This window comes from Bernardetia sp. MNP-M8, from assembly GCF_037126285.1.
GTDB lineage: Bacteria > Bacteroidota > Bacteroidia > Cytophagales > Bernardetiaceae > Bernardetia.
Window position 1 is genome coordinate 2998571 of sequence record NZ_CP147012.1, and the last position, 25786, is coordinate 3024356.

19 protein-coding genes are annotated in these 25786 nt (G+C 31.6%); 9 read left to right on the forward strand and 10 right to left on the reverse strand.

Going from position 1 to position 25786, the window contains the following annotated elements:
- Nucleotides 1-189: 189 nt before the first annotated feature.
- Both V9L04_RS12310 and V9L04_RS12315 read left to right on the forward strand, forming a co-directional pair.
- Nucleotides 190-414: a hypothetical protein gene (locus tag V9L04_RS12310; protein ID WP_338790112.1), complete on the forward strand. Its 225-nt coding sequence runs from the start codon at nt 190-192 to the stop codon at nt 412-414.
- On the forward strand, nt 408-794 hold the full coding sequence (locus V9L04_RS12315) for a type II toxin-antitoxin system VapC family toxin (RefSeq protein WP_338790113.1): 387 nt from the start codon (nt 408-410) through the stop codon (nt 792-794). The genes V9L04_RS12310 and V9L04_RS12315 overlap by 7 nt, the downstream gene beginning before the upstream one ends.
- Nucleotides 795-925: 131 nt before the next feature.
- Here V9L04_RS12315 and V9L04_RS12320 read toward each other — a convergent pair whose 3' ends face one another.
- The 5 genes from V9L04_RS12320 to V9L04_RS12340 form a co-directional block, all read right to left on the reverse strand.
- Nucleotides 926-1351, reverse strand: coding sequence for a hypothetical protein (locus V9L04_RS12320; protein ID WP_338790114.1), 426 nt, complete (start codon nt 1349-1351; stop codon nt 926-928).
- 253 nt (nt 1352-1604) lie between these two features.
- Nucleotides 1605-2366: a hypothetical protein gene (locus tag V9L04_RS12325; RefSeq protein WP_338790115.1), complete on the reverse strand. Its 762-nt coding sequence runs from the start codon at nt 2364-2366 to the stop codon at nt 1605-1607.
- Nucleotides 2363-3448 carry an ATP-binding protein gene (locus V9L04_RS12330; protein WP_338790116.1) on the reverse strand — a complete coding sequence of 362 codons (1086 nt, stop codon included), beginning with the start codon at nt 3446-3448 and terminating at the stop codon, nt 2363-2365. The genes V9L04_RS12325 and V9L04_RS12330 overlap by 4 nt, the downstream gene beginning before the upstream one ends.
- A 115-nt stretch (nt 3449-3563) precedes the next feature.
- On the reverse strand, nt 3564-6647 hold the full coding sequence (gene uvrA, locus V9L04_RS12335) for an excinuclease ABC subunit UvrA (protein WP_338790117.1): 3084 nt from the start codon (nt 6645-6647) through the stop codon (nt 3564-3566).
- A gap of 285 nt (nt 6648-6932) precedes the next feature.
- Nucleotides 6933-8582 carry an S-layer homology domain-containing protein gene (locus V9L04_RS12340; RefSeq protein ID WP_338790118.1) on the reverse strand — a complete coding sequence of 550 codons (1650 nt, stop codon included), beginning with the start codon at nt 8580-8582 and terminating at the stop codon, nt 6933-6935.
- Nucleotides 8583-8920: 338 nt separating this feature from the next.
- Between V9L04_RS12340 and V9L04_RS12345 the strand changes: the two genes are divergently transcribed.
- From V9L04_RS12345 to V9L04_RS12355, 3 genes are all read left to right on the forward strand, one after another.
- A complete protein-coding gene (locus V9L04_RS12345) occupies nt 8921-9862 on the forward strand; it encodes a DM13 domain-containing protein (protein WP_338790119.1) in 942 nt (313 codons plus the stop codon).
- 153 nt (nt 9863-10015) lie between these two features.
- Nucleotides 10016-10750 (forward strand): methyltransferase domain-containing protein, encoded by a 735-nt coding sequence (locus V9L04_RS12350; RefSeq protein WP_338790120.1) that lies wholly within the window; start codon nt 10016-10018, stop codon nt 10748-10750.
- A gap of 91 nt (nt 10751-10841) precedes the next feature.
- Entirely contained in the window at nt 10842-11405 is a 564-nt protein-coding gene (locus tag V9L04_RS12355; protein ID WP_338790121.1) for an NADAR family protein, read from the forward strand.
- A 77-nt stretch (nt 11406-11482) separates the two neighbouring features.
- Here V9L04_RS12355 and V9L04_RS12360 read toward each other — a convergent pair whose 3' ends face one another.
- Nucleotides 11483-11857, reverse strand: coding sequence for a T9SS type A sorting domain-containing protein (locus tag V9L04_RS12360; protein ID WP_338790122.1), 375 nt, complete (start codon nt 11855-11857; stop codon nt 11483-11485).
- A 59-nt stretch (nt 11858-11916) separates the two neighbouring features.
- Between V9L04_RS12360 and V9L04_RS12365 the strand changes: the two genes are divergently transcribed.
- Complete coding sequence (locus tag V9L04_RS12365) at nt 11917-13290, forward strand: hypothetical protein (RefSeq protein WP_338790123.1); 1374 nt, start codon at nt 11917-11919, stop codon at nt 13288-13290.
- A gap of 46 nt (nt 13291-13336) precedes the next feature.
- Here the strand turns inward: V9L04_RS12365 and V9L04_RS12370 are convergent, their stop codons facing one another.
- From V9L04_RS12370 to V9L04_RS12385, 4 genes are all read right to left on the reverse strand, one after another.
- Complete coding sequence (locus V9L04_RS12370; protein ID WP_338790124.1) at nt 13337-14713, reverse strand: hypothetical protein; 1377 nt, start codon at nt 14711-14713, stop codon at nt 13337-13339.
- Nucleotides 14714-14846: 133 nt separating this feature from the next.
- On the reverse strand, nt 14847-16073 hold the full coding sequence (locus V9L04_RS12375; protein WP_338790125.1) for a hypothetical protein: 1227 nt from the start codon (nt 16071-16073) through the stop codon (nt 14847-14849).
- A 132-nt stretch (nt 16074-16205) separates the two neighbouring features.
- Nucleotides 16206-16538, reverse strand: a complete 333-nt coding sequence (locus tag V9L04_RS12380; RefSeq protein ID WP_338790126.1) for a hypothetical protein — start codon at nt 16536-16538, stop codon at nt 16206-16208.
- A 152-nt stretch (nt 16539-16690) separates the two neighbouring features.
- Nucleotides 16691-18010, reverse strand: coding sequence for a hypothetical protein (locus V9L04_RS12385; protein ID WP_338790127.1), 1320 nt, complete (start codon nt 18008-18010; stop codon nt 16691-16693).
- A gap of 209 nt (nt 18011-18219) precedes the next feature.
- Between V9L04_RS12385 and V9L04_RS12390 the strand changes: the two genes are divergently transcribed.
- The 3 genes from V9L04_RS12390 to V9L04_RS12400 all read left to right on the forward strand — a co-directional run bounded on the left by V9L04_RS12390 (nt 18220) and on the right by V9L04_RS12400 (nt 25772).
- Nucleotides 18220-20238, forward strand: coding sequence for a histidine kinase (locus V9L04_RS12390; RefSeq protein WP_338790128.1), 2019 nt, complete (start codon nt 18220-18222; stop codon nt 20236-20238).
- A 697-nt stretch (nt 20239-20935) separates the two neighbouring features.
- Nucleotides 20936-21679, forward strand: coding sequence for a LytTR family DNA-binding domain-containing protein (locus tag V9L04_RS12395; protein ID WP_338790129.1), 744 nt, complete (start codon nt 20936-20938; stop codon nt 21677-21679).
- A gap of 169 nt (nt 21680-21848) precedes the next feature.
- On the forward strand, nt 21849-25772 hold the full coding sequence (locus V9L04_RS12400) for a SpoIIE family protein phosphatase (RefSeq protein ID WP_338790130.1): 3924 nt from the start codon (nt 21849-21851) through the stop codon (nt 25770-25772).
- Nucleotides 25773-25786: the final 14 nt, after the last annotated feature.

The window sequence follows — 25786 nt, forward strand, 5'->3', positions numbered from 1 at the left end:
TTGATAAATACTAGGTGGTTCGTTCCTCATTATTTTTTCTATAACTTGAAGGAAAAAATAGAATTGTTAGAAGACAAAATAAAGAGTTTAGAAAAAATAATGGAAATGATGAATGGAAAGAAACCGTAAAGGTAGTTTTTTGCGTTAGATAAGATAAAAATGATTATTCACTTATAAATTTTAATAATTATGAATACTACACTAAAAAAACAGATTATTTTAGATTTGGATATTTTAGAAAGATATGGAATGTTGCATTTAGTTTCTCAATTTGTAGAACTTATGAAACATCAAAAACCTGCTTTTATTAACAATCCAATTAGACATTTTGCAGGAAGTATGCCTAAAGAAAATGCAGAAGAAATTGAAACTATTATCAATTCAGAATTTAATAATATAGAAGGCGAATGGTAAAGGATAGAATTGTTTTAGATACAAATGTAGTTTCTGCTATCCTAAAAGGAAATACTGAAATTGTAGATAAACTAGAAAATTATACGCCTTGCATACCTGTAATAGTATGTGGAGAGCTTTTATTTGGTGCAAATAATTCTGCTCGTGTTGCTCAAAATACAGAAATTATTACCAGTTTTATAAATGCTACTGAAGTTTTGGCTGTTACGTATGAAGTTGCAGAAAAATATGGTAAAGTGAGAAATCAACTCAAAAAGATAGGAAGACCCATTCCAGAAAATGATATTTGGATTGCAGCTATTTGTTTGACTTATGATTTGCCTTTAGCTACACTTGATAAACATTTTGGCTATGTAGAGGGAATAGACTTATTTTTGTAGAAATGAAATATTCAAGTTTTGATATAAAAAACTTGCCCGCTACTTTTTTTAATGGGAATAAGGAAAGTTTGAACTTATAAATACTGGAAGACACAAGTCTAAGCTCAACAGAAAAATATTTTTTCTTTTAGCTATTTTTTTTTATCCATTTTATCATTTAGTAATTTGATTAAATCACTTTTTCTTCTACTGATTAATACTATTTTATTTGACCTTCCATTTTTTTTAAATTCTATATTAATCTTTTTTCCATCACTTTCAACTAACTTTAAAGATTTAATTGGTATTAAATGAAGTAAACCAAATTGTTGAGCAATACCTGCCATAAAAGTATTTGTTTTCAACCATAACTGATTTTTTGTAACTCTAATTTGTAAAACATTTACTGCTCCTCCCATTTCAGTTTTACCAGATGCCCAATTTTCTATATACTCAAATTCAGATTCATCTAATTTTGGGAATTTTTTTAATGATTCTCGCCCATTAATTAGAAATATTGTACTTATACTTATTACACCAACAAACCATACTGCGAGAAAAATGTATTCGGGTTGCATATTTATTTTCTATTTATAAGTAAGTTTCGTTTATCCAACTCTAATAATTTTATTAAAATCTTGGTAATATAGCTTTCTATACGTTTTTTGAAAGGAAATAGTTTTTTTTGACTAAAATACAAAATGTATGTCCAACTTGATTATTGATTATACAAAAACTCCTCACTCTCTTTTGACAAGAATAAGAAGTTTTGAGATGAAAGCTAAAATAATGACTAGCTACATAAGTCTAAGCCCAAAAGAGGAAATTAGTTTACTCGGTTTGTGATATGGGAGCAGTATTTACTTCGATTGAATCACAAAAGTGATTAAAATGTTCACATTTATCACTTTCATACAAAATATTGAAATTTTCTTTGGATATTATCCCCATAAACTTATTTACTTCTCCTTTCTTTTTATCATAACTATTACCTATTAATTTCATTATTTCATCTAAAAGAGATGCAGGATGGAAAACTTGTTTTTCAGGATCTATATTTTGTAAATTTATATTCAATTTTGTTTCAATCATTTCATTAGTCAATGTATCACTAATTTTTAAGAAAACGTTCTCAATTGCTAAAACCCAAGTTTCTAACTCCATAATAGCAAAATGAAACTCTATATTCTTTGGGCTATTTGCTCTATTCTTTATGGTGTCTAAGTGCATATCAATAAACTTTTGATTTATTTCTTCTGCTATAGTGTTAGCCTTATTAGCTTCTCTGTAATCTTTTGAATACATATCTCTCAAACCAACAATCTTATCGAAAGATTGGTTAGCACTAAAAAGATACTTCTCCCTTTTTAAAATACTTGGTAATACTTTTACATCATTTCCAATATTAAGTATTTGATAATAAAATTTTGCACTTGGATCCTTATAAGAATAATCAGTAGGATTTAAGTCTCTGTCATTAAAGAGAGAGTAACATTCAATCCAAATGTCTTGCCATTCGTAACATTTCAAAAGCAATTCACGAGTAAAAATAAGCTCTGTTTGCCCTTCAACAAATATTGCTATTTTTCTCACTCTTGTATTGATTTAATATAATTAGAAGAAAAGAAATCAAAATTAGATAACCCTGTAAATCTAAACTCTTCGAATAGCTTAGGATTTGATTGAATATTTATACCATGAACCTTCTTACCTTCTCTGAAAAGAACATTCAAATACTTTAAATCTATAACTTCCATTAAGAAGTTATCATTTGAGGTTGCAATTAGCTGAATGTCACCATCTAATGCTGTTTTAAATAGTAACTTACCTAGTTTTGTGGCACGCTCATAGTCAAGTCCTTCGCATAAATCATCAATAATTATTGTCGCAGGCTTCTTACGACTTGTAAGATACTGTACATAAACAATTAACGCCAGTGTTCTAAACATTCCTTGAGAAAGTTGAAAGTGTGGAATGCTTTTCTTTAGATTTTTTTCTTTTACAAGCATAATTGTTGTAGCTCCATTACCTTGGATAGATATATTGCTAATATTATATCCTAAGCCATTAAAATCAAGAATAATTTTATCTTTATCAGATGTTTTTAAGGACTTAAAAAGTGTAGGTATATCTTCAACTGTAGTTAATAGGTCATACTCTTGCTGATTGAGTAATGAATATGGACTAATGTTACCAAACTTAAATCCGTAAGATTGTTCAGCCCAGTTTGCTACATCTTCTAAAAACGGATACGCTTTAACATCTCTATTAGTATGAAGAGCTAGTTTATTATCAGGAGGATAAACATAATCGTAGATACCAGTATTATAATTTTTTATTTTTGTTCTACCATCATTATGATGTCTGCTCCTAGATAAAACTAATCTACCATCAACTATCATTTTCTCAAAAGTTACACCTTCATTTTTATGTTTATAACTTGTACTGAATTTATACTCTATTTCTTCTCCTTTATAGTTCTCAAATAAAATATCCCAAAGTCCTCCCCAGTTAAGACTTCTCTTTTGAGTAATCATTTTTACTAATAAATCAATAGTCTGCAGAGTTCTGGTTTTACCTGTAGAATTTTTTCCTACTATTAAATTTATTCTATTCAATTGTAGCTCATCCAACTCCCAGTTTGGATCAGTATATGTTATTTTTTTTATTCTCATTTTTTTTATTTTACAGACAATTAAGTCTCTGTTTTAAAAAACTCTTTCCCTTTATGTCTATGAGTTTCCTGTTTTTTTCAGAAACATGTTTGTAATCTAAGAAAATAATATAAGATTACAAAAACTCCCCCGTATAATTCCCTTCCAAACCAGAAAGCTGTTTCGGTGTTCCTTCAAAACAAAGATGTCCACCATTTTTTCCTCCTTCTTTTCCTAAATCAATGACCCAATCGGCTGCACGAATAACCTCTACATTGTGTTCGATGACAAGTGCCGTATGTCCGTGTTCGATGAGTGCGTTGATAGATTTTAGGAGCTTCGAAATGTCGTGGAAATGCAAACCTGTTGTAGGTTCATCAAAAATAAATAAAATATGTTCTCGGTTGGCTCTATCACTAGCACTTTTGGTAAGAAAAGCAGCTAATTTTACACGCTGCGCCTCTCCACCTGAAAGCGTATTGGAAGACTGCCCCAACTGAATATAACCCAAACCGACATCTTGCAAAGGTTGCAAACGTGCCATAATCGGTTTGGAATCTTTGAAGGTAATCAAAGCCTCATCAACTGTCATATCCAACACATCAGCAATATTTTTTCCACCAAATTCTACTTCCAACACTTCCGTCTGAAAACGTTTTCCTTTGCATGACTCACACGTCAAATAAATATCAGCCATAAACTGCATTTCTATTTTTATTTTTCCTTCGCCTTGACAGGTTTCGCAGCGTCCACCTTCCACATTAAACGAAAAATAAGCAGGCGTAAAACCTCGCTGTTTTGAAATAGGTTGGTCTGCAAAAAGCGCACGAATGTAGTCATACGCCTTCACATACGTAACTGGATTAGAACGAGAAGATTTACCAATCGGATTTTGGTCGACCATTTCTACGCTCGTTACTTTCTTCAAATTTCCGTCTAATTTATCCATTTTTCCACTCTCATCATTGTGGTTTCCCAAATGTTTGGCAAGAGCAGGATATAAAAGCTGACGCACCAAAGTAGATTTTCCAGAACCCGAAACACCTGTAACTGTCGTCAAAACCCCCAAAGGAAATTTGACCGAAATATTCTTTAAATTATGCTCTCTTGCGCCTACTACTTCAATATATTCATTCCATTTTCTTGGCGTTTGAGGAACAATTACTTGCATTTCATCACGCAAATATTTTGCTGTATAGCTTTCCGAATCCTTTTCCAATTCTTCTAAAGTTCCTTGGAAAATAAGATTTCCTCCATGCGCTCCTGCATCAGGTCCAATATCGATAATTTGGTCAGCAGCTCGCATAATTTCCTCTTCGTGTTCGACTACAATAACTGTATTTCCCAAATCACGCAGTTTTTTTAATACTTTTATCAAGTTTTGTGTATCTCTTGGGTGAAGTCCAATACTTGGCTCATCCAAAATATACATCGAACCCACCAAAGCAGAACCCAACGAAGTAGCTAGTTTGATGCGTTGAAATTCTCCACCTGAAAGCGTTGCTGTTTTTCTATTTAAGGTCAGATATTGTAAACCAACTTCGTTGAGATATTGCAAACGGTTTCTTATTTCTATCAAAATTCGTTTCGAAACGCTTTCTTGATGTTCTGTAAGCTCTACTTCTTGGAAAAACTGAGTGAGTTCGTCTAAAGGAAGTAAAACTAATTCTTGAATTGATTTTTCGCCTATTTTTACATAACCAGCCTCTTTTCTGATACGTGTTCCCAAACAGTCAGGACAAACTCTTCTACCTCTATATTTTGACAACAAAACTCTATATTGAATTTTGAAACTCTCTTTTTCTAAATCTTCAAAAAACTCATCTAATCCTTTAAAATATTTATTTCCAGTCCAAAGAAGTTGTTGCTGTTTTTCTGTCAAATCTTGATAAGCACGATGAATCGGAAAATCAAAATCAATTCCTTTTTGGATAAGTGGAGTAAGCCATTTACTCATTTTTGGCGTTCTCCAAGGCGCAATTACACCTTCATAAACCGACATTGTTTTGTCAGGAATTACTAAGTCATCATCAATTCCCAAAACCGTTCCGAATCCTTCACACGTACGACACGCCCCATAAGGACTATTAAAACTAAAAAAATTGATATTTGGCTCTTCAAATAACATTCCGTCGGCTTCGAAACGGTCTGAAAAACTCGTTGTTTCTACTTCTTTTCCTTTTTGATAAATTTCCACAACACAATCTCCTTTACTTTCATAAAATGAAGTTTGAACAGAATCAGCAATACGGAAACGGTTTTGTTCGTCGCCTTTTTTGATTACTCCTCTATCAATCAGTATGTAAAGCGTATGTTTTTGAAGACGTTTGAGTTCAGCTTGTTGTTCTTTTGTTAGTCTTGAAATAGGTTCTTTTGCTTTAGTCGCTTTCTTTGTTGGCTTTTTTCCTGCCTTTTTTAATTTTTTCTTTTCTTCTAAATAATCTTTCTGGCTTTCGCCTTTGTGTTCTTCTAAAAAGCTCTCCAAATTCTGCTCGGTTTGGTCTTTCCCACTTTGTGCTTCTGGGTCAATTTCTTTTGGTAATAATTGCTCTATAAAAATGACCTCTTCTCCTGCTTTTATTCTTGTAAAACCTTGTTGCAAAAGAATATTTAATTGTTCTTCAAAAGTTCGTTCTTCAGGAATTACTAAAGGCGCAAGAATCATATATTTTGCGTTGCTTTCCGTCTGCTCATCTCCATAATTTTCAATAAAATCTACTACATCAGAAATAGTATCTTTCTTTACCATCTCTCCAGAAATAGGCGAATAGGTTATTCCAATTCTTGAAAAGAGAAGTTTTAGATAATCATAAATTTCTGTCGTCGTTCCCACTGTCGAACGTGGATTACGAGTATTTACCTTCTGTTCGACGGCAATAGCAGGAGAAACGCCACGAATCCAATCCACATCGGGTTTTTCCATTCTACCCAAAAACTGACGTGCATAACTACTCAAACTTTCCACATACATACGTTGCCCTTCTGCAAAAAGTGTATCAAAGGCAAGCGACGATTTTCCAGAACCCGAAACGCCAGTAATGACAATCAGTTTATTTCTTGGAACGGCAAGACTAATATTTTTGAGGTTATTTACTCGTGCGCCTTTTATGACAATATTTTGTTTGGTATCATAACCTTCTAACTCTTTTACTCGCTTTTCTTCTGCTTCTTTTGCTGCTATTTCTTCTTTTGTGAGGGCTTTTTCTGTGGTAGTGGGCATTTTGGGAATAATCTATATTTTGAATTATGTAAAACAGACATCCCTGTCTGTTTGAATTTATATTTATCGTTTTTAGACAGACTGGGAAGTCTGTCATACAGTTGTACAATTAGCAAAAATAACCATTTTTAGCCAAAAAAGTTAGCAAGAATTAATATTTTATAGAAATGTCGTAACAAATATCTAAGCAAAAAAACTCTATAACTACGTTTTGTAATTATAGAGTTTATATCAAAAAAGAAAACTTTAATTTAATTGTCTGTTTTTTCAAAGTTATCTACTATCCTAATAAAAATATTCTAATTGAGCAATTCCACCCCACTCATTAAAATTGCGTTCTCCTTCTGTTAGGATAGTTTGGTAGGTCGGAATTTGTCCATTAGTTATACGAGTATTTGGAAACACTAAATAAACTACATCACCAGATTGCCCTCCATTTTTAGGATTATTATTGATTCCTAATAGTTCGGCTGCTTTAATAGATGCTTCTCCCAAATGATTTGTTGGTCCTACATCGGCATAAATAGCATAACAAAACTTACCATTTCTTTGATTATAAACCACTCCAAAATCGCCTAACTTTGCTCCCATAGCTTTACTCGCTGGCAAAACTAAAAATGGAATCGTTTCAGAATTTGCATATCTACGAGGTTCACGGTCAGTATATCTAGCATCTACCATTGCTGTTGTAGAAACATAATACCCTGGAGTAGGCTCAAAAGAACGTTGAATGTAAGGAGTTCCACTTGAATTAGTAGCAATTCCCCACCAATTCCCTGGATAACCAGCATTGGCTAAATAATCTAAACCAGTATTGCTAGGATTGTAGGCATTAGGAGAACCATCAGCATTGATTGTCATTTCATTTTCAAAGAAAAATCCATTTCTACCCGAAAGTTTCCATACTGTTGTTCCTACTGCGACATCATACTGCTGGCGAGAAGTAATTAAAACTACATCATCTTTGATAGTAATTGTCTTGTTTTGAGTCGTAACAAGCGTACTTCCATTATAACCTTCAATTTTTAAAGCTCTATTTGTACCTACTCCATTAAATGTATAGTCAAATGAATAAGCATAATTAGAAGGTATGAGTGTATTTAATAAAAAATTATCTACATAAAACTTAACAGAAGTAAGATTTGCAGCTTTTCCAGCAAAAGTAACTGCTTGTCCTTTTGTTGCAGGATTTTGATACGTAGAAGTTAGACCAAAGGTAACTAAATAAGCATTTTGATAATTAGGAGCTATGTTTTTGAACATCATTGCTCTATATAAAAGTGAAGTTGCATCAGCACGAGTAGCATTTTTGGTTGGTTCTAATTTACGTTTATCGGGATAATTAATAATAAATTTATTCTGAACTGCATTTGCTATGGCTGTACTTGCCCAAGTCGCTATTTGAGAATAATCATCAAAATAAGCAGGTAAAGAATTAACATTTCCACCGCTCACATTAAGACCATTGGCAATAGCAACAGTAGTTTGAGTTTTGGTAATGTTCTCTTGTGGTTTAAAAGTTCCATCTGGATAACCTGACAAATAACCTGCTTTTGCAGCTTTGAGAATATTTTGTTCTGCCCAATGCCCACTAATGTCTGAAAAACTAAGATTTGCATTTTCAGGTTTTGGTGCTGGATTCAAACAACTGACAATCATTGTCGCAAACTCAGCTCGTGTAACATTATTAGCAGGTCTGAATGTCCCGTCTGTATAACCTGACATATAACCATTATTTGTCATGTAATTAATCTCAGTTTCTGCCCAATTTCCTGCCACATCAGTACTGCTCATTTGGCTTATTTGAATAGAAGAAGAGGTTTTTTTGTTTTTTTGGGTATCACGATTTAATAAAACTTCAGTTTCATCTTCTTTGAGTTCACAACTGAACACTAAAAATGAAAGAATAAACAATAGCACACTTAACTTTTTCATAATAAATTTTTATAACAATAATAAGGGAATAAAAAATAATAGGTAGTAAAATTTATTAATATTGAGTTTTAAAGTTAAGTTAATTAACTTATAATTCCTAACTATTTATTGAAATAATGCAAAACAAGCACTTTTACTCAAAATGAATTAGTATTTCTTTAGCGTTTTATCACATATGCTAAAATTTGTTAATTATTTGTTGTTTTTAACTCAACTATAAAAAAATATGAATAATTTTATTTGGAATTAACTCAAAAAATAATTCTAACAACTAAAAATAAGGGGAGAGCGTAAATTTTTAATCAATAATTTTTGTTTTATTAAATCTTACAATCTCAATGCAATTACTTCATTTTTTCAAAATTTTATTTAAGAATAAACTTCATTTTATTGCCTTTTTAGGCATTTTTTTACTTCTTTTCGTTTCCTGTAATAAAAAAACAGAAGAAGTTTCTCCAATACAGATTCCTGAACGTTTGGAAATCTCCCCAACTTCTCAAAGCATAGTTATTGGTGAAACAGCCAATTTTACGGCTACTTTTTTTGATAATATGGGAAATATAGTTTCTACTCCTTCTGATATTGTTTGGTCAAGTAGTAATTCTACTATCGCAAATGTAACACCTCAAGGAACTGCAACAGGACTCTCAGCAGGACAGACAACTATAAAAGCAACCTACCAAACCATAGAAGCAACAGCACTTTTGACTGTCGTAACTGATAATAATCAAGTAGCTACCATAACAATTACTCCATCAAATACAGAAATTACATTGACAGAAATGGCAAGTTTAGATTTTTCTGTAAAGAATAATTTGGGACAAGAAATTACAGGAAAAACAGCTACTTGGACAAGCAGTAACATAGAACTTGTAACTGTAGAAAACGGACAAGTTACAGCAGAGAACTATGGAACAGCAAATATTACAGCAACAGTCGACGGAATCCAAAGCAGTCCTGCAACAATACAAGTAATACGCAAAGGAACATTTACAAATAGAGGTTCGGGAAGTGTAAAACTTCGTATTGAGAACGAGGTTTTGCAAGTTGTGTTGGGAGATGATTTTTCTACGTCTTCTTCTCCTCCAGATTTGAGAGTATATTTAGGAGATACTAATAATAGTGTCAATGGTGCAGTAGAATTGGCTTCTTTACGCTCTTCTAGTGGCTCTCAAACTATCAATGTTTCTTCTGAGATTTCAATCACACAGTACCGTTATGTAATTATTTGGTGTAAACAATTTGGTGGCGTTTATGGTGTAGCTGATTTGGGAGAGTAATTTTAGTCTAAATTTTACCTAACTTTGATAGAAAAGTCGCTCAAACTTTGTCAGTAGTCTGTAATCAGACTCTGACAATAGTTTAGATTAAACTGACACACTGCCTTTGTTGGTGTTTTAGCGAAGCGACACCAACAAAAATAAATTACAAAAATGAACTTCAAAACTCGTTCCTACAAAAAGGAATTAATGGATGACTTAAATCTCGCTTCCGAAGACCTCAAAAAAAACCTTGATGAATTAGAATTCATAAACACAACTTTAGGAGGATATAAAGTTCTGACTTCGGCTTTAGATACACTTTACAAAGAAAATAAAATAAGTAAGAATCAAGAAAAGCAAAATCAAAAAACGGTAACTCTTGCCGACATTGGAAGTGGAGGAGGTGATACGCTTCGTCAGATTGCCAAATGGTTTGAGAAAAAAAATATCAAAGCAAAATTGACAGGAATTGATGCCAATGATTTTATGATAAATTATGCTCAAAATAAATCACAAAATTTTCCTCAAATTAGTTATGAAAAGCTAAACGTCTTTGATATTGATTCAAAGAATGAAAATAGATATGATTGGGCTACGATGTCACTTTTTTGTCATCATTTTACAGATGAAGAGCTTGTTTTGATTTTTAAAAATATTCAAAAACTCACTTCAAAAGGTTTTATCATCAATGATTTGCATAGAAATCCAATTGCTTATTACAGCATTTATTTTCTAACTCGTCTTTTTAATGGCTCGTATTTAGTCAAAAATGACGCTCCTCTTTCTGTTTTGCGTGCCTTCAAAAAACAAGATTTAATCAAAATTTTAGAAAAAGCAGAAATAACAAACTACAGAATAAAGTGGCAATGGGCGTTTCGTTTTCAAGTAATCGTTGAAAAAACCTAATGGTAATTTATAAGTGATAAATGAATTTCTTTTGAAAAAGGTGTGTTCTATTTTATTCTATCAAAAACATATTCATTCAAAAAACAAAATTATGGCTTACTCTCTCTCTTGGCTCATTTCAGAATACGAAAACTTGCAAAAACAAGATAAAAACTTTGATTATTTATTCTTTTGGGGACACAAACCAACTCCTGATGGAAGTCTTAGCAAAACTATTTTTAGTCAGTGGTGGCAAAAGGAGTTTTCTGTGAATGAAATAATTTATCCCACAGCAGAACACTTTATGATGGCAGAAAAAGCTCGTTTATTTGATGACACAGCTACTTTAGAAGAAATTTTGAAAGCAAAAAGTCCAAACGAAGCCAAAAAACTAGGTAGAAAAGTGCAAAACTTCAATGATGAAATTTGGAAAGAAAATCGTTCTAAAATTGTTGTAGAAGGAAATTATCATAAATTTTCTGACCCAGAATATAAATCGTTTTTAATTGGGACAGGAACTAAAATTATTGTTGAGGCAAGTCCGATGGATACAATTTGGGGAATTGGTCTTTCTCAAAATTCTAACAAAATCTATAATCCAAATACGTGGCGAGGACTAAATTTATTAGGTTTTGCGCTGATGGAAGTGAGAGATAGAGTGAGAAATGACAATTAATTTTGAATTATAAAAAAAGCCATCATAAAAATTATAATGGCTTTTAAAATTCTTTTGAGAATACCAAAATTACATTCTTATTCCTTTATAATACGAACCTGTTCAGTTCCTTCTGTGGTATTAATCTTTAATAAATAGAGTCCAATAGGAATATCTCCAATATATAATTCATTTTTAGCATTCCATCTTTTTACTTCTTGTCCTTGAACATTTAGAAGAGATATAGATACAATTTCTGATTCTGATTTTATATTTAGAATGTTAGTAGCAGGGTTTGGATAGATGTTTATTTCTTTAAAAGACTGATTTTGGTCTTGCTTTATTTTTAAACCTCCTACTGGCAAGTGTCCCCCACCATTATTACTACCACTGCAAGTACCAGCCCAAGGACAAAACTCATAAGCACCCATATCCACTATTGATTCTACTATTCTATAAGTTAGGCTGTACAAACTATAAAAAAAATTCCTCGTATTTTTGAGTTACTACACAACAAAAAATACCGAGGAATATGTCTAAACGACAGTATGAATATAGGATAAAAAACTGGAAATCCAAAGCTATGGCACGCAGAAAAGAAAACGACTATTTAAAAAGTCGTATTAAAGAACTCTTAGATAGCCGAGATTCTTGGAAAAAAAAATATCAAGCAGAAAAATTACAAGGCAAATTAAACTTGTCTACTAAAAAAGCAAAAAGACACCAGTATAGCTTACAGGTAGTCAATTTTGTACTAGAACTATATAAATATGGTGGTATGAGTTTACGCAGTTGTCGTCATACGTTAGTTTGCTTACATCTTTGTTTTGGTTTACAAGGCAAATTACCAAGTCATAGCAGTATCCGTAATTGGTTATGCAAATGTGGAGCTTATCGTCTTGAACACACAGAAAACCAAAGTAGCGAGTATGTGGTCTATGTGGATGAAAGTATTAGTTTTGGTAGTGAAAAAATACTTTTGCTACTAGGTGTTTCAGTAGATGCTATTCCTAAAAACCGAAGTTTATCTCATAGTGATATGGAAGTTTTGGCAGTAGAAATTGGTAACGAATGGAGAGGCGAACAAATAGCGAAAGAATTAAGTAAAATAGCCTCTGAAACAAAAATAAAATATATTGTTAGTGATGAAGGTACTAACTTAAAAAAGGCTTATAAATCATTGAATTATACCCATATAGAGGATTGTACTCATATTTTAGCTAATCATTTAAAGCGACTTTATCATCAAGATGCTGATTTCAAATTATTTAGTAACCTTGTCGGTCAATTACGACAAAAATGGAATTTAAGTAAAGATAATAGTCAGTATATGCCTCCTTCTATGAGGGTAAAAATGCGTTTTGCAAATATCTTTCCTTGTGTTAATTGGGCAAAAAAAATAGTACAAAATTGGGACAATTTACCCTCATGTGTTCAAGAACAAGTTCTTTTTTTGAAAGAAAAAGAGGAGTTTATAAAAGGACTAATACAGGTAGAAAAAGTATTTAAAATGGTTTGTCAAGAGCTTAAAACTACAGGATTTGGAGTTTTACAAAAGAAAAATATTCTTAATAAATTGCTACTTATTGAGTCTCAAGCAGGAGACAAATTAAACCCAAAAGCAAAAGTTTTTATGGAGAACGCTAAATTATATTTGAATAATTTAGAAAACAAAAGTAAGAGTTTGAAGGAGGAATTTATTCTTTGTAGTTCTGATATTATTGAGAGTTATTTTGGAAAATTTAAAACTAAAATAAATCTCAACAGCAGAAGTGGTTTAACTGAATTTATTTTTACAATAGCTACTTTTGGAAGAGCTTTTTCAATAGAAGAAACTCAAAATGCGTTAGAAAACATAAAATGCAAAGAGTTAAAGTTGAAAAAAATAATGAAAAATGTTGCTTAAATCAAGGTCAAAAAATTAGGGAACTTTTTGACCTTGATTGAACAGCCTATCTATAAGTATTTCCATAATCATGAGTTACTCCTGTTGGAATAAATGTATTATTTCCTGCATTACGAGCTGGTGATGTATTTTGTAACTTTAGGTTAGGAATTCCTGTTGTAGATGGATTTACAAACATAGGATTTTGGTTATATATACAATTTCCTAAATCTCTAACACGGTTGATAGTTGGATGTCCGTTCGGAATTACAAAAACTGGGTCTGAGCTAGTTCCGTTAGAAAATGAAGAATTTGCTTCTAATAAGGTATTTTCTATTTCAACATACATACCATTATCTATAGACATTAAATCTCCATTTGTATTCAAATTATTCCAAGAAATACAGTTTTCTAAGCGTAAGGCTTTGGTAGAATTTGTATCATTCATGGTTGATGAAAATGATGGATTTTTCCAAAAGTAAATTGGGTATCTGAATGAAGTTCCGTTATCAAATAAAGTACAATTCGAAAGTTTAATAGCAATATCATCACAAGTAGATCCTTGATCTGTAAATAATATAGTTTCATTATTATAGAAAATAGAGTTTAAAAATAAAGGTTCAAATTCTGTAGAACAAGTATTACCTCTTAATGCAAGCCATAACACATTATCTATATCATAAAAATCACATTTATCAAAAAGAGGGTGAATATTTCCTACATTATTTCCTATTACAACGCCAGTTTCTAGATTAAAGAATTTACATTTGATAAATTGAGGAGCATTTGTAGAATTTATTGAACTATTTAATTTTACACCAAGACCAAAGTTAGAGAAAGTGCAATTTATGAAAGATGGTTTTACTAGATTAATTAGATCATTAATATTTATTCCTATTGGTACTGAGGTAGGATCGCCACCTGAATAATCTCCTTCAAAATCACAAGAATTAAATAGAGGGGTAATAGTAGCATTGGATACACTACTACTCCCTATATTGAGTGCGTATTTGCCTCTAATTTTAACTCCATCTACTATTGTTTGACTGTCTAAACTAGTTCCTGAATTCAGTATTACAGGGTTTTGATACTGTACAGTCATAGTTGTAATATAATTTTTGGAATTTCTTAAAGAATTCCTATGATGAGGATATTGGGCTAAAAATGGAATACTCGTAGAGTTAGGATAGCCTCCATAAATTTTGACTCCATCTTTTAGTGTGTAAGAACTTGATTTTGTATATATTCCTTCAGAAACACGTATAACATCTCCATAAGTGGATTGAGTTATAGCTGTTTGCAAGTCTGTATAGGCATCTGTCCAAGTAGTTCCATTATTAGTACCTGTAGCGAAAACATCTACATAGATAGTCGCAGCTTGGATTTGAATGTTTAAAAAAAATAATACAGTTACAAATACATATTTTAGATTAGTAGTTTTCATAATGTTTTTATATTTTACATTTTTTTTTAATTTTTAAAAAAAAGCCATCATAAAAATTATAATGGCTTTATAGATTCGCTACTACTACGTGTGCGAGTTATTTTTTATGTTTTTATAAAGCTTATGGTTTGAATTATTCATCATACCATTCTCTGAACTGCTTAAACCACTTTTCCATTTTGGCTGCTTTATAAACAAAATTGATTGTTCCTTCTGCAATTTCAGCTTCGTTGTTTCCATCATTATTAGAATACATTTTTACAGTCATTTTGTAAGTTTGTCCTTCTTTAAACTCAGCTTTGTTTTGGTATAATGTGTACATAAAAGCATAATCAATGATGTTTTCACGAGAAGAAATCATTTGATGACCACTATTGTAACAAAAAATATCAGTTTTCTTTTTAGCAGAAATCATTTTATTCCATTTTGCAGTAGAATTACGAAGTGCTACACGGTCGCCTTTTTTACCATTCATTTCATAAACAATATTTAGCTGGCAGTCAGAGCCACAACTTGTCCCAATTTTTTCTTTGAAGTAAGCACCTAAGAAAATATCATCTCCCATATCTCTTGTTTTGATGAAGTTACTAGGGTTTTCTGTTGGCTTATCTCCATATTTATAATTGAAACGAGTGTAACTATCTACAAAAACTACTTTACCCACATTTTCTTTATAGGCTTTGTATTCCATCAGTTGCGCTCGTTTTTTCTCATCTTCTTTTGATTTGCCTTTGTTCATCATTTGCTCAAATTTTGCTTGACCAGTTTCCATGTCATACACTTCTAGCTTGGCAGCATCTTTAGCAAAAACGTCAGTTACTGTTTCACTACCATCTAGCTCATATCTATGTGTACTTTTGTTGTTCAAGCCTATTAGAACACCCTCTTCTACTTCTATAAGCCAAATAGATTGAAAGCTACCATAACGATATACATTTGCTCCTAATTTTTTGGTTTCTTTATCGTTGAGTGTAAACTCGTACTTAGCTCCCTCTTTGTTATAGAAAACTTCTAGTTTGTTTACAAATTTATCGCCATCACGTCCAGTAAATTTCATTTTTAATATTCTCTGACGACGTTTTGCACCCATTGCATTCTCAAATTCTACTCCGTCTAAGGCTGTGTATGTTCCTGAAGTTCCTGTATCATCTGAAAAATCTTCGCCATAAGGGTCACCTGCTTCTTTTGCTTTTTTTGCTTGCCCAGCAACTTGCCCACCACCTTCGGCTGCTGCTGCTGCTTTAGCTAATTTTTCTTTGAGTTTTTTTCCAAATTGTGCATTTGCATCATTTGAAATTCCGATTGCACAAAACATTGCTGTAGCAAGTGTAGCTGTTTTGAATAAATTGACTAATTTCATATTTTTTTTTTTAAGTAGTACGATATAATTTAAAATGGTTTTTCTAATTAGATACAGAACTAAAATTGTTGTTATTGAAAAATAGGATTAAGTTGAAATTTGATGATTCTTTTATTTTTCAAGTTGATTTGATTATAAATACTTTGAAAGTTTGACAGTTTTCCCACACATACTATCATCTACTTCAAAGATAAAATCGTCTTTACTACCATTTGGAGCAGTATATATTTTTCTCCCATTATTGCAGCTAATACTTGTAGAGCTTCCATTATTCAAACTCACCACACCCGAACCTGTATGAATACGGATTTTGCTGCCTGTGTCATTTATGAGTTTGAAAGAACTTGCATTTGGAGCAACAGTAGCTTCAATCTTGATAGAATGATTTGTAGTTTTTACACTTTGATTACTATAAAAGCTCATCATGCATGCCATCATTAAAAGAGATAAAAAAAGAGTTTTCATTTGATTTTTGAATTAAATTGAGATAAATAAATTTAGTATGTCGTTGGTGAGGACACCAACAACAGCAAAAGTGTATCAGTATTGGTGAAACTACCAATAAGAGTGAAGTGAGATTGATATTTCTTGGCTTTCTTTTTAAAGGCTATTTTGGTTTACCAGCCAAAACTGACTGAAGAGCTACGAAGGTTTACAGAGCCTTTTGAACCTTTTCTTCCATCATAAGGACTATGATTTTCGTGTTTTCCACCATTACCTCCTTGATTATTAATGGTATAATTGAATGTTGTCACACTTGGGTCTTTGATGATTGTTACATCTCCACCGTCTCCACCATTTCCTCCTCGTGTGCTATCTCTGCCATAACTTCCACTTCCACCTTGCAGATTGAGCGTAAGAGGAGCGTTCGGACTCATTTTTAATTTTCTCAAAACTTGTCCTGAACTGGCATCTTTGATTTCTATTTGATTGACTTTTTCTCCATTTCCTGTTGTGGTTGCTTTTACAGAAACAATTACATCTTTTCCATTTCCTCCTCTATATCCTGCCGAAACAGTCAGATGAACAACCCCTCCACGTTCTCCAAAATAATTGACATGTAAACCTGTATTGTAATGTACTGGAAGTTTTGCTGTAGTTTTTATAGTTGATTGATATTTGGATTGAACATTTACTACAAGATTATCATTCGGAATTACATCTGCATTTTCTGCTATGGTAATTGTTTCTTCTCCAAATAATCCACCTTTTACAGTGATTTTGAAGTCGTCCCAAGGCATTTTCCCTCCTAGATTTTTTGTTTTGAGAATTTTTCCATCTGCTAGAGTTGTCTCAATTCCGTAATTTACTTTTACCAAATGCCCTGTTTCATTTTTATCGCTAATCCATTTTAGAGCGATACTTTTTACTTGTTTTCCTTTTAGAGAGTTAGCTAATGCTTCGGCTGCATCTATTTTGGCTTGATTGGCTGCAATTTCTGCACGGTCTTCAGATTGTGCTGCGACTGTTTTTTGGATATAATTTTCTATTTTACTGATATGTTCGTCGTGGTCTTTTCCAACACTTTCATTTTCTGACAAAATATATTTGATAGTTGCTTTTCCTCCCGACCATTTGATGTAATAAAAGTTGCCATCAATAAATACAACTCTGTGTTTGATGTCTTTAAAATAAGCAGGATGTTCTGCCAAATCAGGTTCATACGGCTCTTCTATAATACCTGCTCGGTTGATGACAACTTTTGAAATAGCATCGCCATTTTTTTCAATGGTAATAGGCCAAGGTTTGGAGGCTTTTTCAAAAACGTATTTGTGATATTTTGGCTCTGTGAGTTTGAAAACATTGAGCGAAGTTGCTGTAAAGTTTTTTAAGAGTTCGTTTTGGCTTTGTTGTGCAAAAACTGTATTAGAAAGCAAAACAGGATAAATACACAAGAAGAGAAAAGCAATTTGAAAATTTTTTGTTAAAAGTCGCATTGTACTAATTGTTTTAAGTTAATAGTTGTAGTAGTTTTTTGGCTTTTTTTGTTTGATTATGTTTCAAAACTACGCTATCACTAAGGAAGTACAATGTTTAGTTTCATAAATGGTAGGTTTCATTACACAAATGGTACAATATTGCTATTAAGCTATTTTAAGAAATTGTATATTTGTGAAATCTCATTTTCCACCTACTACTCTATTTTATGAAAAAGTTAATTTGCTTGCTTGTTTTTAGTTTTATTACTTCGTTGGCTTTGGCTCAGAAGGCTTCTCAGATAGACTCTCTTCTATTGGCTGCAAAAAAGTTACAAGGAGATGCAAAAGCAGAAGTATTAGGTAAAATATTTTTCTTTCAGTTTTATGCTTCTCCTAAAAAAGCACAACAAACTGCCTATCAAATATGGGAACTTGCTAAAGTTTCTGAAAACTTAAAACTCAAAGGACAGTCAGCTTCTACGATGTTGATTATGCACGCATTGCTTTTACAAAAACACGATAGTGTTATGTATTGGGCAGATAAGTCTACTCGTTTGCATAAACAAACGGGTGATTCTATATTCATTTCTAGAGATTTACATAATGTAGGTGTAAGCCATTGGATGAATAGTAGATATGATAGTGGACTTTATTATTATCTAGAGTCTGTAAAAATTGTTGAACATTTAGATGTACCAGAAGAATTAGTAGGTTCTTATACCAATATAGGTTTAGCTTATTATAAGGTAAGAAAATATAAACAAGCATTTTTTTATCTAAAAAAGGCATTACAAATTGCCTCTAAAAAATCATCACCCGAATTTTTGATGCAAATACAAATCAATATATCAAGTTCCTATACAGGAATAAATGAATTAGATTCTGCTGTTTTATATGCAAAAAGAGCATTAAAATTAGCACAAGAAACAGGTTCAACTATTGGTTTGCATCATATTTATGTTACGTTAGCAGATTATAATTACTCTATCAAAGATTATACAGAAGGATTAAATTATATCAATAAAGCTAGAGCTATTCCGAAGGAATTACAAGACCCAAATTATATTATACAGACAGAATATACATATACTACTTTGCTTGTAGCTCTAAAAAAATACTCAGAAGCTGAAAAAATAGCCTTACAAGGAATTAATTTAGCCATAAACAAAGAAACAGGAGATGCTGATTTGTTGATGCGATTATATCAACTTATGCCTATTGTTTATGCTAATTTGGGGCAAGTTGATAAAGTACAAACATATATGGAAAATATTAATGTTCTAAGTGATTCATTGAGTAAAATAGAAATTTTATCTAAAACATCAGAACTCCAAACCAAATATGAAACTGAAAAAAAAGAACAACAAATAAAGGATTTAGAACAACAAAAAACGATTGATGAACTAAAGAGTAAAACTGAAATATCCTCTCTTCAAGCACAGCGTTCAATTTTAGGATTAGTTCTTTTAGCTCCTATTTCTTTGCTTATTGGTGGTGGCTGGTACGTCAATCGTCGTCGTTTGTATTTAAAGTTGGAAGCCGAACAAAAAGAAAGAGCTAAACAACTCAGCGAACTTAAAGCCTTACGCTCTCAAATGAATCCTCATTTTATCTTTAATGCGCTCAATTCCATTCAAGATTTTATCATGCTTTCTGAAAAGGAAAATGCACAGCATTATTTAGGTAAATTTGCAACGCTGATGCGTGGATTTTTGGATTCTTCTTCTAAAGAAAAAATTAGTTTAGAGAAAGAATTACCTCTATTAAAATCATACATTGAACTGGAAGGTTTGCGATTAGGAGAAGAGTTTAGTTATGAAATTATTTTTAATAATAAAATTGATGAAGAGCAGTTAGAGGAAATTGAAATTCCTCCACTTTTGATTCAGCCTTATTTAGAAAATGCTTTTAAACACGGACTTTTACATAAAATGGGAGAGAAAAAACTACTTTTAGAATTTGATAAAGTAGAAAAACAAAACGAGAATTTTCTTCAACTAAAAATCACAGACAACGGAATAGGAAGACAAAAATCAGCAGAAATAAATGCACGAAAAGCAAAAACACATCAATCTTTTGCCACTCAAGCCATAAGCAAACGATTAGAACTTATGAAAAATCAATCTGTTTCGAATAAGAATATCGAAGTAGAAATAAACGATTTGAAAGACAATCAAGGAAATGCAAAAGGAACAGAAATTGTAATTCTGACTCCAACTAATATTCCAATCAACAGAAAAGTATAATTTTAATTATCTTTATTTCTTATAAGTAGTTTACAGCACTTTAAGGATTTTATTTATTATAGTTAAATAGAGAAGATAACTTTGTACCAAGTGAGAAAATACTTATCAAAAAAACCTTCTTATAACTAATAAATAGCTCAAGAAGGTAAGTTTTTTAATGATTACATAGTAGAGTGCTTAAAGTGATATAAAACTCAAAGGCTTTTCCACTAAATCATAAATCTTGATACTTATTTATACAATAGAGAAAATAAGTCTTTTTATAAACTCCCACATAAAAAATGATTTTATAAAGATAGTTTTTCTCACTTATTAATTTTAGGGGGAGAAAAACACCCTAAAAAATACTTTTGTAAAGCATTATGCTAAATATATAAAGTATTTTTTGTAGAACTAAAGATAATGATTTTTTTTAACTAAATGCACGAAAAGCAAAAACACATCAATCTTTTGCCACTCAAGCCACAGAAGAACGACTAGAGCTTATGAAAAATCAGTCTGTTTCAAATAAGAACATCGAAGTAAAGATTAATGATTTGAAAGATGAACATGGAAATGCAAAAGGAACAGAAATTGTAATTTTGATTCCCATTAATGAATAAAATAATGTAGGTTAAAGGCTCGCCTTTGACTTATTTATCCAGTAATTTTTATAAATGCAGTCAAAGGCAAGCCTTTTGACCTACCAACTGAATATATGAAAGCTATAATTATAGACGACGAACTCCGAGCAAGAAGAATTTTGAAAACTCTCTTGACAGAACATTGCCCTCAAATAAATATTGTTGGAGAGGCTGAAAATGTTCCTGATGCTGTTCAACTTATTCACAAAACAAATCCAGATATTGTTTTTTCAGATATCGAAATGCCTGAATATTCGGGTTTTGAGCTTCTCAAATTTATAACAAATATTGACTTTGCACTTATTTTCGTAACTGCTTATCAAGAGTATGCTATCCGTGCTTTTGAGGTTTCGGCAGTAGATTATTTATTGAAGCCTTTAGAAATAGATTTACTCAAAAAAGCTGTCGAAAAAGTAGAAAAACACCTTCAACTAACAGGAAATTCAGAAAACAATCAAAAAATGGAAACCCTAAGACAAAACTTAAAAGGTGAATATATTACTCGTTTTGCACTTCCAATGGCAGACGGATTGATGTTTGTCGAAGCTGATGATATTATGTATTTGATTGCAGAAGGTTCTTATACAGAAATTGTTTTTTCAGATAAAAAGCGAGTATTAGTTACCAAAAAAATAAAATATTTTGAAGAAAATTTAATAAATCCTTGTTTTTTTCGCTCGCATCGGTCATATATTGTTAATCTAAACAAAATTAGTCAGTATATCCGAACAGGAAATTATATTATCATGGATGATGGTTTTAAAGCAAGCCTAGCAAGAGATCGAAAAGATGAATTTTTGCAAATTTATCAAGGTTAGAATAAATGTTATTACAGTCAATTTTTTATGTGTGGAGTTTCCAAAGCTGAATTTTGATGTTTGCTCACAAACATGATTGAAGCAAAATTTGAAGTGTTTGTATAAATCTTTCAAAAACTCAAAACTTATTCTCCTTTTTTCTGTTCTACATCCATACTTATTACCGTATATGAAACAGATATTTTTTTATTCTTTGTTCTTTACTTTTCTCGGTATCAGTATTTTCTCTTCTACACTTTCTTTTGCACAACAAAATAGTAAGCAAGACCAAAATACACAAAATGTTCCTAATGTGCCTTATCAAGAGGCAGGGTTACTTTTTGTGAAAAATTATTCTCCAAAAGAATACGATGCTTCCACTCAAAACTGGGCAATTGAACAAGACAAAAATGGTGTAATCTATGTAGGAAATACAACTCATTTACTCTCCTTTGATGGCAAAACGTGGGAACGCATCAAAATTGGAGGTTCTGGTGTAGTGCGTTCATTAGGTTACTCTTCTATTACTGATAAAATGTACATTGGTGGTGTCAATGATTTAGGATATTCTTACATTGATTCTTTAGGAAAAACAAAATACATTTCACTTCTCAATCAAGTTCCAGAAAAATATAGAAAATTTAATGATGTTTGGAAGACAGTTGTTTTGAATGAAGAAGTATTTTTTCTCACAAAAAACTTTATATTAAAATATGCTGCCAATAGATTTGAAGTTATTCAGCCACGAGCAAATACATTTTTATCAGCCTTTGTAGCTAATGAAAGATTATATGTTCAGGAGTCAAAACTAGGCATTTTTGAATATAAAAATGACTTTCTCAATAGTATAGAAAATACACATTTTTTATATCAAGAACTCATTACAGGAATAATAAATTATACTGAAAATGTGGTTTTGATAGCAACAAAAGAGGGTGATTTTTATACATATAATGTCATTAAAAATACTATTAGCAAATTTGAAGTAGAACGCAATAACTTTTTTAAGAAAGCTAAAATTCATCACCTTTCAGTTCTCAAAAATGATCAAATTGCAATTGCTACAGCTAGTGAAGGCATTGTATTGATAGATAAAAATGGAAGATGGAAAAATCAAATCTCAGAACTAAAAGGTTTACAAGATAAATCTGTTTGGAATCTTCACACAGACAAAAATGGTAATTTGTGGGCTGCACTCAGCCAAGGTATTTCTCATATTCAAACCTCATGGTCTTATACTTATTTTGGAGAACAAAGCAGGTTAAATAAAGTACATAAAGTAATCCGTTTTGATGATATTTTATATGCAGCTACCGAACAAGGAGTTTCTTATTATGATACTCAAAAACAAATTTGGCAAAATATAGACGGAATTTTAGGACAAGTATGGGATTTAGAAATTTATCAATATAATGAAAAAAACTCAGCCTTACTTATTGCAGGGCAAGCAGGTATTTTTGTATTGAATCCACTTAGAAAAAAGATAGAAAAAGTAAGTGAGATAGAAACAAAACATTTTTTGGTTGATAAAACAGATAAACGAAGAGTATATATTTCTACGTCAGAAGGACTTAAAGTAATGATGTATTCTTATTATCAAATACAAGATACTTTTTTGGAAGAACCCTTAAAGAGAATTGTACAAATAAAAGGTAATCAACTTTGGGCAGAAACACAGTATAAAGGAATAATCAAAATTGATGTAGATTCAAACAATGAAAAAGAGTACAAAATAACTTCGTATGATTCTCTAACTAACGTTCCGAATGTAGAAATAAAGCAGTTGGTGGCAAGTAACAATCAGCTTTTTGTAGCTACATCAAAAGGAATTTACTATTTAGATACACTCAAAAACGAGTTTGCGTCTGCTGTTGTTTTAGATAATACAAAAGAAAATACTAATTTTTCGGCAAATGATTTTGTCAATGCTGATATTTCTTTGATTGATAAATTTATTCATTATTCAAATCAGGATAATGTAATTTCCAAATCTTATTGGGTCGTAAAAGACAAACAACTTTTCTATTATAAGAATGATACATTAGTTGAAAGTGCACATCTTAATCTTCCCTCTGCTGAGTTTTACTCTATCTACGAAGATACAAAATACATTTTTGAAGAAAATAATATCAAAAAGCCTATTTTTACTTGGATAGCTACTTCAGAAGGGTTGTATAGATATGACAATACACAAACCCAAAAAATACAACAAGACTCTTTACAAATTTTTTTACGTCATATACGAATTGGAGATTCATTAGTTTCTAATTTTGAAAAACACAAATTACGTACTGGTTTTAGTAGTTTTTCTGTTCAGATGGCAAGTCCTGCTTTTGGAAAGAATGAAGCATTGTTATATCGCTACCGTTTACTTCCTTCTACTACCAACTGGTCACCTTGGATGCCAAAAGATAAAATTGAATTTGCAATTCTACCTTCTGGACAATATACACTAGAGATTCAAGCACAAAACGAAGAGGGAGAACTAAGTAATACTTTTCTACTGGATTTTGAAGTCGAAACGGCTTGGTATCAACGTTGGTGGGCATACGTTATTTATATTGGACTTGTATTTTTGATAGCTGTTGGTTTTACTTATTTGCACGAAAAAAATCTAAAAAATAAAAATAAAGAATTAAACGCACTAATAACAGAACGTACACAGGAAATTAGCCAAAAAACAGAAGAGTTAGAAGCTCAACAACAAGAGCTACTGAACCAAAGTCAAGAAGTATATAATCAAAAAGAAGAATTAGCTTCTCAAGCTGAATATCTCAAGAAGGCAAACCGAGAAGTAATGAAGCAAAAGCGTGCTTTAGAAAATTCTAATAAACGTCTTAAAAAGTTAAGTAATATTACGCAAGAAATCACATCTATTCTTGATACAGAAGAACTAGTAGCGAAAGTCTTTGAGCGTGTAATTGGTCTTATGCCAGCAGAAGGTTTTGGAGTGGGTCTTCTAAATGAAAATAAAAATACGATTGAATTTAATGATTTTATAGAAAAAGGAACTAAACTTGAGCCTCATGAAGACTCAATGAAAGAAACTCATCTTCCATCTGTGGAATGCTTAAAAACAGAAAACACAGTTGCTATAAATAATGTAGCAAAAGTTTGGAAACAAAAATTTGAAGAACAAAATATAAAAGTAGAAAAGGGTGATTTACCTTATGCGTTTATCTATGTTCCTCTAATTGCAGAAGGACATAAATTTGGTGTAATGACTGTTCAGACATTCTATGAAATGGATTATTCAGAGCAAGACATTCTACTTTTACAGTCTATTGGTTCTGCCACAGCCATTGCTCTTTCAAATATTAAGGCTTACAATTTAATCGAACAAAAAAATAAAGAAGTAACAGATTCTATCCGTTATGCACAAACTATTCAAGAATCAATTTTGCCAACTGAAAAAGAAATAAAACGCTCAATAGGAGACCATTATGTAGTTTATCAGCCTAAAGATATTGTAAGTGGAGATTTTTATTGGATTGGTTATAACGATGGCTATCAATACGCAGCTGTTGCAGATTGTACAGGACATGGAGTTCCAGGAGCATTTATGTCAATGGTAGGAAGTTCACTTTTGAGAGAAATTCTGTATGAAAAAGAAATTACTTCGCCAGCCGACATGTTGGAACATTTAGATGATAGCATTCGTCTTTCACTTCGACAAACAGGAAAGGAAGGAAGCAATACAGACGGAATGGATGTCGTTTTGATTCGCTACCTATATAGAGAAGATGGAAAAATAGAACTTGATTTTGCTGGTGCAAAACGACCACTTATTTATAAAGAGGTAGAAGGAGAAATTATACAGTTACGTGGAACTTCTCGTTCTATTGGAGGATTGCAGCGCAAGAAAAAACCTTTTGAAGAAAAACATTTGACACTTTCACCTCGCACAATGCTTTTCCTGACTTCTGATGGTTTAATAGATCAGCCAAATCAAAAGCGTAAAAAGTATGGTACAAAACGTTTCTTAGATAAAATTTCTGAATGGGGACATTTACCAATCTCTATGCAAAAGACCTCTTTATTAGAAGATGTAGAAAATTTTAGACAAGAAGAAGAACAGCGAGATGATATTACAATAATGGCAATTAATTTGTAATTTTGTAGCAAAAC